The sequence below is a fragment of the Cryobacterium mannosilyticum genome (assembly GCF_004402705.1).
GTDB lineage: Bacteria > Actinomycetota > Actinomycetes > Actinomycetales > Microbacteriaceae > Cryobacterium > Cryobacterium mannosilyticum.
Genome location: NZ_SOFM01000004.1, coordinates 46898 through 60355, shown reverse-complemented (window position 1 = coordinate 60355; position 13458 = coordinate 46898). Strand labels below are relative to the sequence as shown.

General features: G+C 70.2%; 11 protein-coding genes. 7 read left to right on the top strand and 4 right to left on the bottom strand.

Translation table 11 applies throughout. The features are described from left to right. Positions 1-150 precede the first annotated feature (150 nt). The gene (hrpA, locus tag E3O32_RS01020) at positions 151-4116 is read right to left on the bottom strand and encodes an ATP-dependent RNA helicase HrpA (protein ID WP_134506115.1); all 3966 of its coding nucleotides are present in this window, start codon (positions 4114-4116) and stop codon (positions 151-153) included. A gap of 88 nt (positions 4117-4204) precedes the next feature. On the opposite strand from hrpA, the gene E3O32_RS01015 reads away from it, so the two are divergent. The 3 genes from E3O32_RS01015 to pnuC all read left to right on the top strand — a co-directional run bounded on the left by E3O32_RS01015 (position 4205) and on the right by pnuC (position 6623). Then, the gene (locus tag E3O32_RS01015) at positions 4205-4966 is read left to right on the top strand and encodes a helix-turn-helix transcriptional regulator (RefSeq protein WP_134506113.1); all 762 of its coding nucleotides are present in this window, start codon (positions 4205-4207) and stop codon (positions 4964-4966) included. Between the two features lie 52 nt (positions 4967-5018). Continuing rightward, on the top strand, positions 5019-5852 hold the full coding sequence (locus E3O32_RS01010; protein ID WP_134506111.1) for an aldo/keto reductase: 834 nt from the start codon (positions 5019-5021) through the stop codon (positions 5850-5852). Positions 5853-5942: 90 nt separating this feature from the next. After that, on the top strand, positions 5943-6623 hold the full coding sequence (pnuC, locus tag E3O32_RS01005; protein WP_134506109.1) for a nicotinamide riboside transporter PnuC: 681 nt from the start codon (positions 5943-5945) through the stop codon (positions 6621-6623). Between the two features lie 45 nt (positions 6624-6668). Here the strand turns inward: pnuC and E3O32_RS01000 are convergent, their stop codons facing one another. After that, positions 6669-7202 (bottom strand): hypothetical protein, encoded by a 534-nt coding sequence (locus E3O32_RS01000; RefSeq protein WP_134506107.1) that lies wholly within the window; start codon positions 7200-7202, stop codon positions 6669-6671. Between the two features lie 116 nt (positions 7203-7318). Here E3O32_RS01000 and E3O32_RS00995 point away from each other — a divergent pair, with 116 nt between their 5' ends. From E3O32_RS00995 to E3O32_RS00980, 4 genes are all read left to right on the top strand, one after another. Continuing rightward, on the top strand, positions 7319-9262 hold the full coding sequence (locus E3O32_RS00995; protein ID WP_134506106.1) for a thioredoxin domain-containing protein: 1944 nt from the start codon (positions 7319-7321) through the stop codon (positions 9260-9262). After that, positions 9259-9669, top strand: a complete 411-nt coding sequence (locus tag E3O32_RS00990; RefSeq protein ID WP_134506104.1) for a DUF488 domain-containing protein — start codon at positions 9259-9261, stop codon at positions 9667-9669. The genes E3O32_RS00995 and E3O32_RS00990 overlap by 4 nt, the downstream gene beginning before the upstream one ends. Positions 9670-9724: 55 nt before the next feature. Beyond that, positions 9725-10153 carry a DUF1761 domain-containing protein gene (locus E3O32_RS00985; protein WP_134506102.1) on the top strand — a complete coding sequence of 143 codons (429 nt, stop codon included), beginning with the start codon at positions 9725-9727 and terminating at the stop codon, positions 10151-10153. Positions 10154-10372: 219 nt separating this feature from the next. Further along, entirely contained in the window at positions 10373-12130 is a 1758-nt protein-coding gene (locus E3O32_RS00980; RefSeq protein ID WP_134506100.1) for a stealth family protein, read from the top strand. Here E3O32_RS00980 and E3O32_RS00975 read toward each other — a convergent pair. Both E3O32_RS00975 and E3O32_RS00970 read right to left on the bottom strand, forming a co-directional pair. Beyond that, positions 12060-12998 carry a phosphodiesterase gene (locus tag E3O32_RS00975; RefSeq protein ID WP_134506098.1) on the bottom strand — a complete coding sequence of 313 codons (939 nt, stop codon included), beginning with the start codon at positions 12996-12998 and terminating at the stop codon, positions 12060-12062. The two genes, E3O32_RS00980 and E3O32_RS00975, sit on opposite strands and share 71 nt — an antisense overlap. Before the next feature lie 238 nt (positions 12999-13236). Then, positions 13237-13443, bottom strand: coding sequence for a hypothetical protein (locus tag E3O32_RS00970; RefSeq protein WP_134506096.1), 207 nt, complete (start codon positions 13441-13443; stop codon positions 13237-13239). Positions 13444-13458 lie beyond the last annotated feature (15 nt).

Genomic DNA, 13458 nt, shown 5'->3' with positions numbered 1-13458 from the left:
CCATGAACCATTTTCCCAGACCACCGAATCACGCCCCACAAACGACACGCCCCACAAAAAAAGACCCGAAGGGCACCCCATTAAGCAACAGGCTCTCTACCGTGCGCCCACCTCCACAACCTGCGCCGCGAGCGCTGAGCAGGGCGAGGGTCAGCTCGTGAGCACCTTGTGGATGCGCTGCAGGGAGACGGACTCCGCGGCCTTCAGCTCCTGGGCGAACAGGCTGATCCGCAGCTCCTCGATCATCCACCGGGCGCGCACCAGGTTCGCCTGCGAGTCCGGGGCCAGCGGAATCCGGCCGCCGGCATCCGTGTACCGGGTGGTCGCGGCCTGGCTCTCGTTCATCCAGACCCGGTCGCGGCTCGGGTTGTCGCCCAGCTTGACGATCCGGGAACTGATCCCGCCGAGGTAACGCGGCAGGTGGCGCAGCTGGGCGAGGCCGGTGGCGCTGACGAAACCGGGGTGGATCAGCCCGGCCAGCTGGCCGCGGGCATCCGTCAACGCCGGCAGCAGCGCCATGCTGGTGGAGGCCTTGAGCGCCTTGTCGGCCGACCTGGCCGCGGTGAGGATGCGCGCGACGAGCCCGACCGTCTCGAACATCGAGTCCATCACGACGCCGGAGACCCGGTCGCGGATGCTGTCGAACTCGGCTTTCATGAAGACCTGGCCACCCGGCGTGACCCGGAACAGCACGTCGTCGACGCTCGCCGCCAGGCAATCGTCGAAGAGCGCCTGGGTCGACCGGTACGGGCTGGTGGCGAGGCTGAGCTTCTCGGCCCCGGTGAGGTGCTGCTGCACGTAGGCGACCGGTGACGGCGTCGCGAGCAGGAGCAGGCGGCGCACCCCGCCGGGCAGGGTGCGGGCCTGCTCGGCCTCGGTGCTCATCATCCGGATACTCACCGACTGGCCCTCGTCGACGAGGGTCGGGTAGCCGCGGATGGTGTTGTCGCCCTGCCGGGTGTCGAGGAAGCGGGGCAGCTCGGGGAAATCCCAGCTGGTCAGCCCGGAGCGCTCGATCGCATTGGTGGGGGTGGCAGCGGATGCCGCGGCGACGCTTTCGCGGGCCTGGCTGCCGAGCCGGCGCTGCAGCTCGAGCAGGTCCTTCCCGGAGGCGATCGGGCGACCGCGTTCGTCGACGACGCTGAACGTCACTCGCAGGTGGGCGGGCACCCGGACCAGTTCGAAATCGTTCGCGGTCACCGGCACGTAGGTGAGCTTCTGGATCAGGCCGGCGAGCGTCTCGGTGAAGGGCACGTCGTCACGGTCGAACATGTTCCGGCCGGCGGACCCGCCGGTCGACCCGCCGGTCGACCCGCCGGTCGACCCGCCGGTCGACACCCCGACCGAGACGCCGCTCGCGCCTGACCCCCCGACCGACACCTCTCCCGGCGCCGGCGGCAGCTCGGTCAGCAGCCGCTTCGCCCAGTCGCCCGCGGGCACCACGTTGCGACGGATGCTCTTGGGCAGCGACTTGATCAGCGCCGTGACCAGGTCGGCGCGGAGGCCGGGCACCTGCCAGTCGAAGCCGGTGGGGGAGAGGCGCGCGAGCAGGGCCAGCGGGATCCGAACGGTCACGCCGTCATCGTCCGCGCCGGGCTCGAACCGGTAGCTGAGCGTGAACTTCTGGTCGCCCTGGCGCCAGATCGGCGGGAACACGGCCTCGTCGATCTCCGGCGCGTCCTCGGGGACGAGCGCGTCGGCGGTCATCGTGAGCAGATCGGGCGCCTGGGTGCGCGCCTGGCGCCACCAGGTTTCGAAGCTGCGGGTGGAACAGACGTCGGCGGGGATGCGTTTCTGGTAGAACTCGAACACGGCCTCGTCGTCGAAGAGGATGTCGCGGCGGCGCGTGCGTTCCTCGAGCTCGGCGAGCTCGGCGCGGAGCTTCCTGTTGGCGCGGTCGAAGGCGGTGACCCGCTGGTCGATGCGGTCGAGGTCCCACTCTCCCTCGACCAGGGCGTGCCGGATGAACAGGTCGCGGGCATAGGCAGGGTCGACCCGGGAGAATTGGATCCGGCGGCGTGGCACGATCGGAACCCCGTAGAGGGTGACCCGCTCGTAGGCGACGACGGCGCCCTGCTTCTTCTCCCAGTGCGGCTCGGAGTAGCTGCGTTTGCACAGGTCACCGGCGAGCGGCTCGGCCCAGGCCGGGTCGACGACGGCGTTCATCCGAGCGAACAGACGACTGGTCTCGACCAGCTCGGCGCTCATCACGGCGTTCGGCTGCTTCTTCGCCAGCGCCGAGCCGGGGAAGATCACGAACCGCTGCTGGCGCGCGCCGATGTAGTCCTTCTTGGCGGTGTCCTTGAGGCCGATGTGCGAGAGCAGGCCGGCCAGGAGCGAGCGGTGGATGCCGTCGGGGTTCACGCTGGAGTCGCCGCCAGCTTTGGAGTCAAACACAGCGAGGCCGAGCGGCTTGGCCATCTGGCGCAGCTGTTTGTACACGTCCTGCCACTCGCGCACCCGCAGGTAGTTGAGGAACTCGTTCTTGCACAGGCGCCGGAAGGCGCTCGAGCCGAGTTCCTTCTGCTGCGTCTCCAGGTAGTTCCAGAGGTTGAGCAGGCCGAGGAAGTCGCTGGTCGGGTCGGCGAAGCGAGCGTGTTGCTGGTCGGCCTGGGCGCGGCGTTCGAGCGGGCGTTCGCGCGGGTCCTGAATGGTGAGGCCGGCCACGATCGCCATCACCTCGCGGCTCGTGCCCTGGGTCTTCGACTCGACCACCATCCGGCCGAACCGAGGGTCGATCGGCAGTTTCGCGAGCTGCTGGCCGATCCGGGTGAGTTTGGAGATGCCGGTCTTGTTCCCGGCGCGGCCCGCGGTGTCGGGGGCGACCGCGCCGAGTTCGGCGAGCAGGTCGAGGCCGTCCTTGATGCCGCGGGAGTCCGGCGGGGTGAGGAACGGGAACGCGGCGATGTCGCCGAGGCCGAGCGAGATCATCTGCAGGATGACCGCGGCCAGGTTCGTGCGCAGGATCTCCGGCTCGGTGTACTCGGGGCGGCGGGTGAAGTCCTCCTCCGAGTACAGCCTGATCGCGATGCCGTCGCTGGTGCGCCCGCTCCGGCCGCTGCGCTGGTTCGCGGACGCCTGGCTGATCGCCTCGATCGGCAGCCGCTGCACCTTCGAGCGCACGCTGTACCGGCTGATCCTGGCGGTTCCGGCGTCGATGACATAGCGGATGCCCGGCACGGTCAGGCTGGTCTCGGCCACGTTCGTGGCGAGCACGATCCGGCGCCGCACCCCGGCCACCGTCGACGGCTGGAACACCTTGTGCTGGTCGGCGGCAGAGAGCCGCCCGTACAGAGGGAGCACCTCGGTGGGGCTGCCGCGACCGCCGGTGGCGAACTTGCCCTGCAGGGCGTCGGCGGCGTCGCGGATCTCGGTCTCGCCGCTGAGGAAGACGAGCACGTCGCCGCTGGACTCCCGGTCGAGCTCGTCGAGTGCGGCGGAGATGCCCTCGATGTAGTCGCGGTCGACGGCGGGTGCGGCATCCGTCAGCTCGTCGTCGTCCATCGCCTCGGCGACGAGCGGACGGTAGCGGATCTCGACCGGGTAGGTGCGGCCGGAGACCTCGATGATCGGGGCCGGCGTGCCGTCGGCGGCGGCGAAATGCTCGGCGAAGCTCTGCGGGTCGATGGTCGCGGAGGTGATGATGAGCTTGAGGTCGGGGCGCTGCGGCAGGAGCTGGCGCAGGTAGCCGAGCAGGAAGTCGATGTTGAGGCTGCGCTCATGCGCCTCATCGATGATGATCGTGTCATACTTCCGCAGCATCCGGTCGCGGTGCATCTCATTGAGCAGGATGCCGTCGGTCATCAGCTTGATCCGGGTGTCCGGCCCGACCTGGTCGGTGAAGCGCACCTGGTAGCCGACGGTCTGCCCGACCTCCTGGCCGAGTTCCTCCGCGATGCGCTCGGCGATGGTGCGGGCGGCGAGGCGGCGCGGCTGGGTGTGGCCGATGCTGGTGCGGCCGAGTTCGAGGCAGATCTTCGGCAGCTGGGTGGTCTTGCCGGAGCCGGTCGCGCCGGCGACGATCACCACCTGGTTGTCCCGGATGGCGCGAGCGATATCCTCGCGGCGCTGGCTGACCGGGAGTTCGGGCGGGAAGGTGATGACGACGGGGATCATGAGCCTTCCATCGTATTCCAAGCCGGGGAACACCCGGGTGCCCCGGCCTCCCCCGACGCCTTAAACCGCACGATGTTAGCATCAATGCATGACCGACGAGGAAGCGCGCGGGGGGCGGCACGCCGCCCTGGCCTCGGACGCGCGCCGCCAGGTGCTCGAACTCCTGATGTGGTCCGGCGCAGCCCTCGACGCGGCCGCCGTGGCGGGGCAGGTCGGGCTCCACGTCACCACGGTGAGATTCCACCTCGAGCAGCTCGAGAGCGCCGGGCTGATCCGGCGCTCGGTCGAACGTGCGGGTGCTCGCGGGCGTCCGCGCATCCTCTTCACCGCCGGGCCGGCAGCTCGGGAGGACGAGGCCAGGCACGACCTGAGCCAGGCCCTGGCCGGCGCGCTCGCCGAGGACGCCGACGGCGGCCGGGCCAGGGCGATCCGGGCCGGCGAGCACTGGTCGGCCTCGTTCGCCGGCGAGCTGCGGGGGAACGCGGGGGAGGGCGTCGCACCGCTCCTGCGCATCCTCGACCGGCTGGGCTTCGACCCGGAGGTTGAGGTCCCGGTCGGTGCGATGGCCGACGCGGACGGGACCGCCGGGGCGGTAACGGTCGCGGCCGGGGCGGACGCTCCGGGCCCCACGGCCCCACGGGTGGTCAACCTGCTCGCCTGCCCGTTCCGGGCCGATGCGAGGCAGGCGCCGGAGGTGATCTGTTCCGTGCACCTGGGCCTGATCCGCGGCATCGCCGCCACCCTCGGCCATGACCCGGAGGGCACCGAACTGCGCCCGTTCGTCGGCCCGGAGCTATGCCAGGTGCGGCTTCGCGGCGCCTGGGTCGCGGACGTATCGCCGACGGAGTAGTCCGGCAGGCTCGGTCAGAGTCCGTTCGGTTCGGACCCCTAGGGTGGGGCGCATGACGACTCCAGTTCCCACCCTGACCCTCAACGACGGCCACACCATCCCCCAGCTTGGCTTCGGTGTCTTCAAGGTCGAGCCGGAGGAGACCACCCGGATCGTCTCCGACGCGCTCCAGGTCGGCTTCCGGCACATCGACACCGCCGCGATCTACGGCAATGAGGAGGGCGTCGGCGCCGCGATCGCCGCATCCGGGATCTCCCGCTCCGACCTGTTCGTCACGACCAAGCTGTGGAACGACCAGCAGGGCACCCAGAGCGCGTTCGACGCCTTCGACGAGAGCCTCGAGAAGCTCGGGCTCGACTACGTCGACCTCTACCTGATCCACTGGCCGACACCGGCGAAGGACCGCTACGTCGAGAGCTGGAAGGCGCTCGAGCAGATCCGCGCCTCCGGCCGGGCCCGGTCGATCGGAGTCTCCAACTTCCTCGAGCCGCACCTGGACCGGCTGCTCGGCGAGACGGAGATCGTGCCGGCCGTCAACCAGATCGAGCTGCACCCCGCGCACCAGCAGCCGGAGGTGACCCGGTTCGCCCGCGCCAACGGAATCCAGGTCCAGGCGTGGGGTCCCCTCGGCCAGGGCAAGTACCCGCTCCTCGAGGAGCCCGTGGTGGCCGTCGCGGCCGAGGCGCACGGCAAGACGCCCGCCCAGGTCGTCATCCGCTGGCACCTGCAGACCGGGAACATCGTCTTCCCCAAGTCGAACCGGCGCGAGCGGATGCTTGAGAACCTCGACGTCTTCGACTTCGAGCTCAGCCGCACCGAGCTGAACACCATCTCCTCACTCGAACGGGTGGGCCGGGTCAGCTCCCACCCGAACGACGTGAACTAGAGCGCGATGTGGGCCCTGCCGGGCGGGCGGGCACGGCCGCGGTAGGTTGGGACACGACGGGGGAACCATCCCCGGCGAGGAAGTTGACCGATGAATCCGATTGAGTGGCTCTTCGACGCGCAACTGCAGATCGGCACCCAGACCATTCTCTGGCGCGAGGTGATCGGCAACGCGTTCGGCATCCTCAGTGCGGTCGGCGGGATGCGCCGCAAGGTCTGGGCCTGGCCGGTGGGCATCGCCGGCAACGCCCTGCTGTTCACCGTGTTCCTCGGCGCCGTCTTCGGCACCCCCAACCCGGTCAACCTGCTCGGCCAGGCCGGGCGGCAGGTCATGTTCATCGTCGTCTCGATCTTCGGCTGGATCCAGTGGTCCCGCGCCCGCAAGTCGCGCACGCACGTCGCCGTCGCCCCGCACTGGGCGGGCAATCGCACCCGGGTGCTGCTCGGCCTCGGGCTGGTCGCCGGCACGCTCATCCTCACGCCGATCTTCCGGGCGCTCGGTTCGTTCGAGCCGGTCTGGGCGGATGCCTGGATCTTCACCGGGTCCCTGCTCGCCACCTACGGCATGGCGAAGGGCTGGACCGAGTTCTGGCTGATCTGGGTGGCCGTCGACATTGTCGGCGTGCCCCTGCTGGTCAGTGCGGGCTACTACGCCTCGGCCATCCTCTACCTGTTCTACGGCGCCTTCACGATCACCGGCTTCTTCATCTGGATGCGGGTCCAGCGCCGCCGCCAGGCCCTCGTCAGCCAGGAACTGACCGGCCAGGGCTGACCGCTGCCGGGGTGACCGGCTGTGTCCGGTTCAGCACGCCGCCTTCTACAGTGCGCGGAGCGCCAGGGTCACGGCAACGCCGATCAGCAGGCCCGCGACGCCGCCGGCGGCGACGAGCAGGATCCCGCGCGCCGGGCGCCGGTCCGGCCGGGCCCCGCCGGGTGAAGCCGGGGCTGGGTCGGGCTCCGGGTCGTCCTCCTCCGGCCCGAAACCCGGCCAGCCGCGGAAGCTGACCAGGACCAGGTCGAGGGCCGCGGCATCCTGGGCCAGCAGCCGGGTGAGCTCTCGCAGCCGGTGCTCGCCGAGGGTGGCGCTGACCGGCTCGCCGGTGTCGGGATCGGCGACCTCGCTCAGCGGTCCGTCGATCCGGGAGCGCGAGTACACGGCCGCCTGCTCCGCGCCGAGCCCGACGAGAGGGTCGGGGTGCCCGCCGGGGCTGCGACTGAGCGGGTGAGCCCGCCACCAGAGCGCATCCTGCACATCATGCCGGCCCCGGTAGGCGGCCCGCAACGCGATCACCAGTCCCGGATCGGTCTCGGCCGCGGTTTCCAGGCGACCGGCCACTGTCTTCAACGTCATCTGCAGCCCCCCCACTGTCACTGTCAGCCTAACCACCCCCGAACGGGAGGTCCAGTGGCAGGGGCGCCGGGTTGGCGAACGACAGCATCCACGAGGTCCCGGCGCAGAATGGAGGCATGCCCAACCGACTTGCCGACGCGATCAGCCCGTACCTGCGCTCCCACGCCGGCAACCCGGTCGACTGGCACGGCTGGGGTGCGGAGGCGTTCGCCGAAGCCCGCGCGCGCGACCTGCCCGTGCTCGTGTCGATCGGCTATTCGACCTGCCACTGGTGCCATGTGATGGCCCGGGAGAGCTTCAGCGACCCCGTTCTCGCCGACTATCTCAATGAGCACTTCGTGAGCGTCAAGGTCGACCGTGAGGAACACCCCGACGTCGACGCCGCCTACCTGGCCGCAGCCAGCGCCTTCGTCGGCGGCCTGGGCTGGCCGTTGAACGTGTTCGTCACCCCGGGCGGCCGGGCGTTCTACGCCGGAACCTACTTCCCGCCGCAACCGATGACGGGGCATCCGTCGTTCCGGCAGGTGCTCGAGGCGGTGACGGATGCCTGGACCACCCGCCGCGCCGAGGTCACCGAGAGCGCCGACCTGGTGGCCGCGGCGCTCGCCACGGCCGCTGCGGAGGGGACGACCGCCGGAGCACGGCCGGATGCGGTCGCCCTCAACGCGGCCGCCGCGGCCCTGGTCGCCCAGGAGGACCCGGTCTTCGGCGGTTTCGGCGGCGCCCCCAAGTTTCCGGTGGCGCCGGCCCTCGGCTTCCTGCTCGAGCGCGCCGAGGGGCGGGACCTTGCGCTGCGCACGCTCAAACGGCTCGGCGCCTCCCCGCTGCGGGACCCGATCGAGGGCGGCTTCTTCCGCTACGCGGTCAACCGCGACTGGAGCGAGCCGCACTACGAACGGATGCTCTACGACAACGCCCAGCTCCTCGACCTCTACACGCAGGCGTGGAAGCTCACCGGCGAACCGTGGGCCCACGCCGTGGCCCTGGGAATCGCCCGGTTCCTGACAGGCGTGCTGGCGCTGCCGGGCGGCGGCTTCGCCAGCGCGCAGGACTCCGAGAGCACCGTGGACGGGCGACGCGTCGAGGGCGGCTATTACGCCCTCGACGAGGAGGCCCGGAAGCTGCAAGCCCGGCCCGCCCTCGACGACAAGGTGCTCACCGGCTGGAACGGCCTCGGAATCGCCGCCCTCGCGCGGGCCGGATTCGCCTTCGACGAGCCGGCCCTCCAGGCCGCCGCGATGCGGGCGGCCGACATGCTGCTCGACCGGCACCTGGCCGACCAGAGGACGGGCGAAGTCGAGCTCGTGCGCGCGTCGATCTCGGGGCGGGTCTCCGGTGCCCGCTCGACCCTCGAGGACTACGGGATGTTCGCACGCGGCCTCCTCGAACTCGCCCTGGCGACAGGGGAGGTGCGCTACGCCCTCGCGGCACGCCGGCTCGTTGACGCGACGCTGCCGCCGGCCCAGACGCCGCCGGCCCAGTCGCCGCTGCCCTTCCGGGTGCCGAACGGCTCCGACCCGGTGCTGGCCGCGCAGGGTCTGGAATCCGCCGTCGACCCGTCGGAGGGCGCCTATCCGTCCGGCCTGACCTCCATCGCCGGGGCGGCCTGGCTGCTCCACCTCCTCACCGCGGATCCGCGCTACCTGGCCGCGGCCGAGTCCGGGATGGACCTGCTCGGAGGGCAGCTCACGTCCCGTCCGCTCGCGTTCGGCGCGGCCCTGCGCCTGAGCGCCGCGTTGGCGGCACCGGCCGTGCAACTGGTGGTCGTCTCGCCGGACGGCAGCCCGGCAACGAGCCCCGATGGCCTGCCCGCCGCGGCGCGCCGGCGGGCGACCGGTCTCGTGGCCGCGGTCACCGAGGCCCAGGCGAAGGCCTTCGCCGACGCCGGCTTCGACCTGTTCCGGGACCGCACGACCCGCGCCGGCCTGGCCGCCGCCTACCTCTGCCGGGACTTCGTCTGCAGCCTGCCGGTGACCGACCCGGCCGACCTTCCGGCCGACCTGCCGCCGGGGGTGCCGGGCTCGACCGGGAGGCCGACCGGGACGACAATGGGCGCATGACCATTCGGATCAAGCGTGTCTACGACGATCCGGCCCCCGACGACGGCAGCCGGGTGCTGGTGGACCGGCTCTGGCCGCGGGGCGTCTCCCGGGAACGTGCGGAGCTCGACGACTGGATCAAGGACGTCGCCCCGAGCCCCGACCTGCGCACCTGGTGGAACCACGACCCCGACCGGATCGACGAATTCGCCGAGCGCTACCGGACGGAACTCGGTGCGACACCCGTGACCGCCGCCGCCGTGGCCCGGCTGCGGAGCCTGGTCGCCGCGAACGCACGCACCGGCACAACCACGACCCTGGTCTACGCGGCCAGGGACCCGGTCGTGAACCATGCCCGCATCCTCGGCGAGTATCTCGGGGCGGCGCACCCCGAGAGCCTCCCGGTCGGCGCGCCGCCGACCCCCTAACATCGAGCCAAGTCGTCAACCGCTCCGACCGAGGAGCCGGCCGAAAGGATTCACCATGGTTCCCGAAATCAACATCTGGGCAGTGCTGCTCGCCACCGTCTCGAGCATGGTCGTCGGCTCGGTCTGGTACTCCCGCCGGGCCTTCGGCACCTACTGGATGAAGGCGGTCGGCCACGATGAGGAGAGCATGCGCACCGGGTCGGCGGCCCCGCTCATCCTCACCGTCATCGTCAGCTTCATCACCGCGTGGGTGCTGGCCGGGGCGGCCGCGATCGCTCAGAACTTCTACGGGGGCAGCTTCCTCGCCAACTCCCTGCTGACTTCGGTCATCCTCTGGGCCGGGTTCACCGCGGCACGGATGGCCACCCACGACGCCTTCGACCGTCGCCCCTGGGGCCTCACCGTGCTCAACATCGTGCACGAGCTGGTCACCCTGCTGCTGATGGCCCTGATCATCGGCCTGTTCGGCATCAGCGCCCTGTAGAACAGCCTGCGGAGACGACCGGTCACGGCCCCGATCCGGAGCCGTGGCCGGTCGCGTTCCCGCCCCGTCCCGGGACGTACACTGAGAGGAGCGCCACCGCGTTCCGCCGGCTGCTTCGCACTCGGTTTCAGGACGGGTGCGCGGTCGTGCGACACACCGGACGCACTCTCCCCGCTGGTGAACCTGGCGAACGAGTGTTCCCAATTCCAGAGGAGGACCATGGCTGATTACACTCGCCCCACTGCCGACCGGCACGCCCCAACCGGACGCGGCACCGAATCTGACGCCGCCGCCTCGCTCCCGGTCCTCTCGCTCAGCAACGAACCCGAACTCGTGCTCCGCGCCGTCGATGCCCGCACCCGCCGCTTCGACCGTGAAGACCTCGTCGTGCGCAAGGGCGAGATCGCGCTCGTCAACGGCCACTTCACCCCGCGTGAGTCCATGGTCAAGGACCTCCTCGCCGTCGCGAGCGCCCTCGACCTGGCCGGAATCGATTTCCTGCTCGTGCGCGGCGACCACGACCGCCCCACCATCGCCGTGGACCGCAAGAGCCGCAAGCAGCTCACCCGGATCCTCGCCGCCGCGTTCGCGAACGAGCCCTTTTACGCGAAACCGCTCGACGGCGACCTGACCCAGCCTCTCCTGCTCGCCGACGGCGCCCTGGCCACGCTGCGGAAGTCATCCGTCTTCCGGGTCTACCGGCCCCGGATCGAACCGATCGGGCGGCTCCGCTACGGCGCGGAGACCGCGTTCCAGTTCGAGCTGTGGTACTTCGGCGAGGATGAGATCGTTGCGCCGATCGAGAACTCGCTGATGCGCACCCGGATGCCGCGCGGCGAGGCCCGCGAGACCACGATCGACCTCTTCGGACGCAGCTGGCGCACCCTGCAGCACATGTTCGACGACCTGGCCAGCGACATCAGCTTCGACATCGACCTGGTCTTCTCCTGGGTCGACGGTTCGTCCAGCGACTTCCAGCGGGAACGGGCCAAGCGCATGCAGGCCTACGTCGTCGGCGAGGGCGACGACTCCGACGCCCGGTTCCGCCAGATCGACGAACTCAAGTACGCGCTCCGCAGCGTGTACATGTTCGCGCCCTGGGTGCGCCGCATCTTCATCGCCACGGATTCGCCCGCGCCCGAGTGGCTGGCCGAACACCCGCGCGTCACGATCATGCGCAGCGAGGACTTCTTCCCCGACACCAGTGCCCTGCCCACCCACAACTCGCACGCGGTCGAAAGCCAGTTGCACCACATTCCGGGGCTGGCCGAGCACTTCCTCTATTCCAATGACGACATGTTCTTCGGCCGCCCGGTGGGCCCGGAGCTGTTCTTCTCGCCCGGCGGCATCACCAAGTTCGTCGAAGCGTCCACCCGGATCGGCCTCGGCGACAACGACCCGTCCCGGAGCGGCTTCGAGAACGCGGCCAGGGTCAACCGGGCCCTGCTGCGCGAACGGTTCGGCAAGGTCACCACCCGGCACCTGGAGCACACGGCCGCGCCGCTGCGCAAGAGCGTGCTGCGCGAACTCGAGGCCGAGTTCCCCGAGGACTTCGCCCGCACCGCGGCCAGCCGGTTCCGTTCGGCGACCGATATCTCGGTCACGAACTCGCTCTACCACTACTACGCGCTGATGACCGGCCGAGCGGTGGAGCAGACCCAGGCGCGCTCGCTCTACATCGAGACCACCCTCAAGCTGGCCCTGCGCCAGATGAACAAGCTGCGCAAACGCCGCGACCAGGACATGTTCTGCCTCAATGACGGCAGTTTCCCGGAGATCTCCGACGAGGTGCGCCGTGCCGCGGTGACCGACTTCCTCGAACGTTACTTCCCGATCGTGGCACCGTGGGAGCGGGAGAGCCAGGCGAATGACCGGGTCGGCACGCCCCTGATCGGCACCTCGTCGGTCAGTTCAGAATCCGGATCGGCATGGTCATCGGCGGCTCACGGAACGCTGGCAGAGTACCCGCGGGCATGATCTCGATTCCCGACTCGGCCAGCCGCCTGCCGCTCTCCGCGGCGTCGATGTACTCCAGCGCCGGGTAGCTGCCGAGCGGCACCACCGAGTGCAGCACCGTGTCCGCGTAGACATGCACGAGGTTGAACGTGCGCGCGCCGTCCTGGCCGCGGGTGCCGCCGACCGGCACGTTGAGGTCCTGGGTGTAGCAGGTGGCCGAGGCGACCGACACGGGGATGCCCGCGAACATCGCCGTCGACGAATAGTGCAGGTGACCGGCGAGGATGCTGCGCACGTCGGTGCCGCGGAGCACCCGGGCGAGCGCGGCCTGGCCGCGCAGTTCGACCGAGACGGCCAGATCGAGAACGCTCGGCACAGGCGGGTGGTGCATCGCCAGGATGGTGCCGTCGGGTGCGGGCACGCTGAGCTCGCGGCCCAGCCAGGCCAGTTGGGCCTCGCTCACGGCGCCGTGGTGATGGCCGGGAACCGAGGTGTCCAGGGTGATCACGCGCAGGCCGCCGACGAACTCGACGTGGTCGATCGGGGCCGACGACGCCGGCTCGCCGAGCAGGGTCGTGCGGAACGCCGACCGGTCGTCGTGGTTGCCCATCACCCAGATGACCCGGGAGCCGAGCCTGGCCGCGGCCGGCTCGACGATGGAGCGCAGGGTGCGATAGGCATCCGGCTCGCCCTTGTCGGCCAGGTCGCCGGTGATGATGATCGCCTCCGGCCGGCCGGTCGAGGCCTCGACCTCGGCGAAGAGGGAGGCGAGATGCGCGGCACTGTCGACCCGGTCGTACAGGCGTTCGCCGTGGGCGAGCAGGTGCGTGTCACTGAGGTGAAGCAGGAAATGGTCCGGCCTGGGGTATTCGGCCGTGCGAATGTTCACGGAGCTTCCATTCGTTGGGACTGGGAGCACTCTTCGTTGAGTGCGCTGACTCTACTCCGTTTATTCGATCAGTAGTTCTTGAACATCCGGTGTACGCCACGCCAACACCGCGGAAGGGTCACGGAGGGAAACCCCCGGGCCCAACCGATTTCCGCGTCCAGGACACAGCCTTCCTGTCGGCTTCCTCGATCTGCATGACCTGCTCTCCCGAGCCCGTCAGCTCGGGCCTGTCGCGGGCTCAGGGGTGGGTCAGGCCGGAGGAGGAGCCGGGCAGGGTCGGCTTGTCGATCTGGTCCTGCTCATACGGCTCGATCTGCTCGTCGGCGGCGCGGCGCCGTTCGGCTTCGAAGTCGCCCTCGAGCCCGGTGAAACCGCCCAGGCCGACGGCGCGCTTGCCCGCGGATTTCCGGCCGGCCTGTGCCCGGCCCCAGTGCAAGTTGAACATTCTCCCAAGCTACGC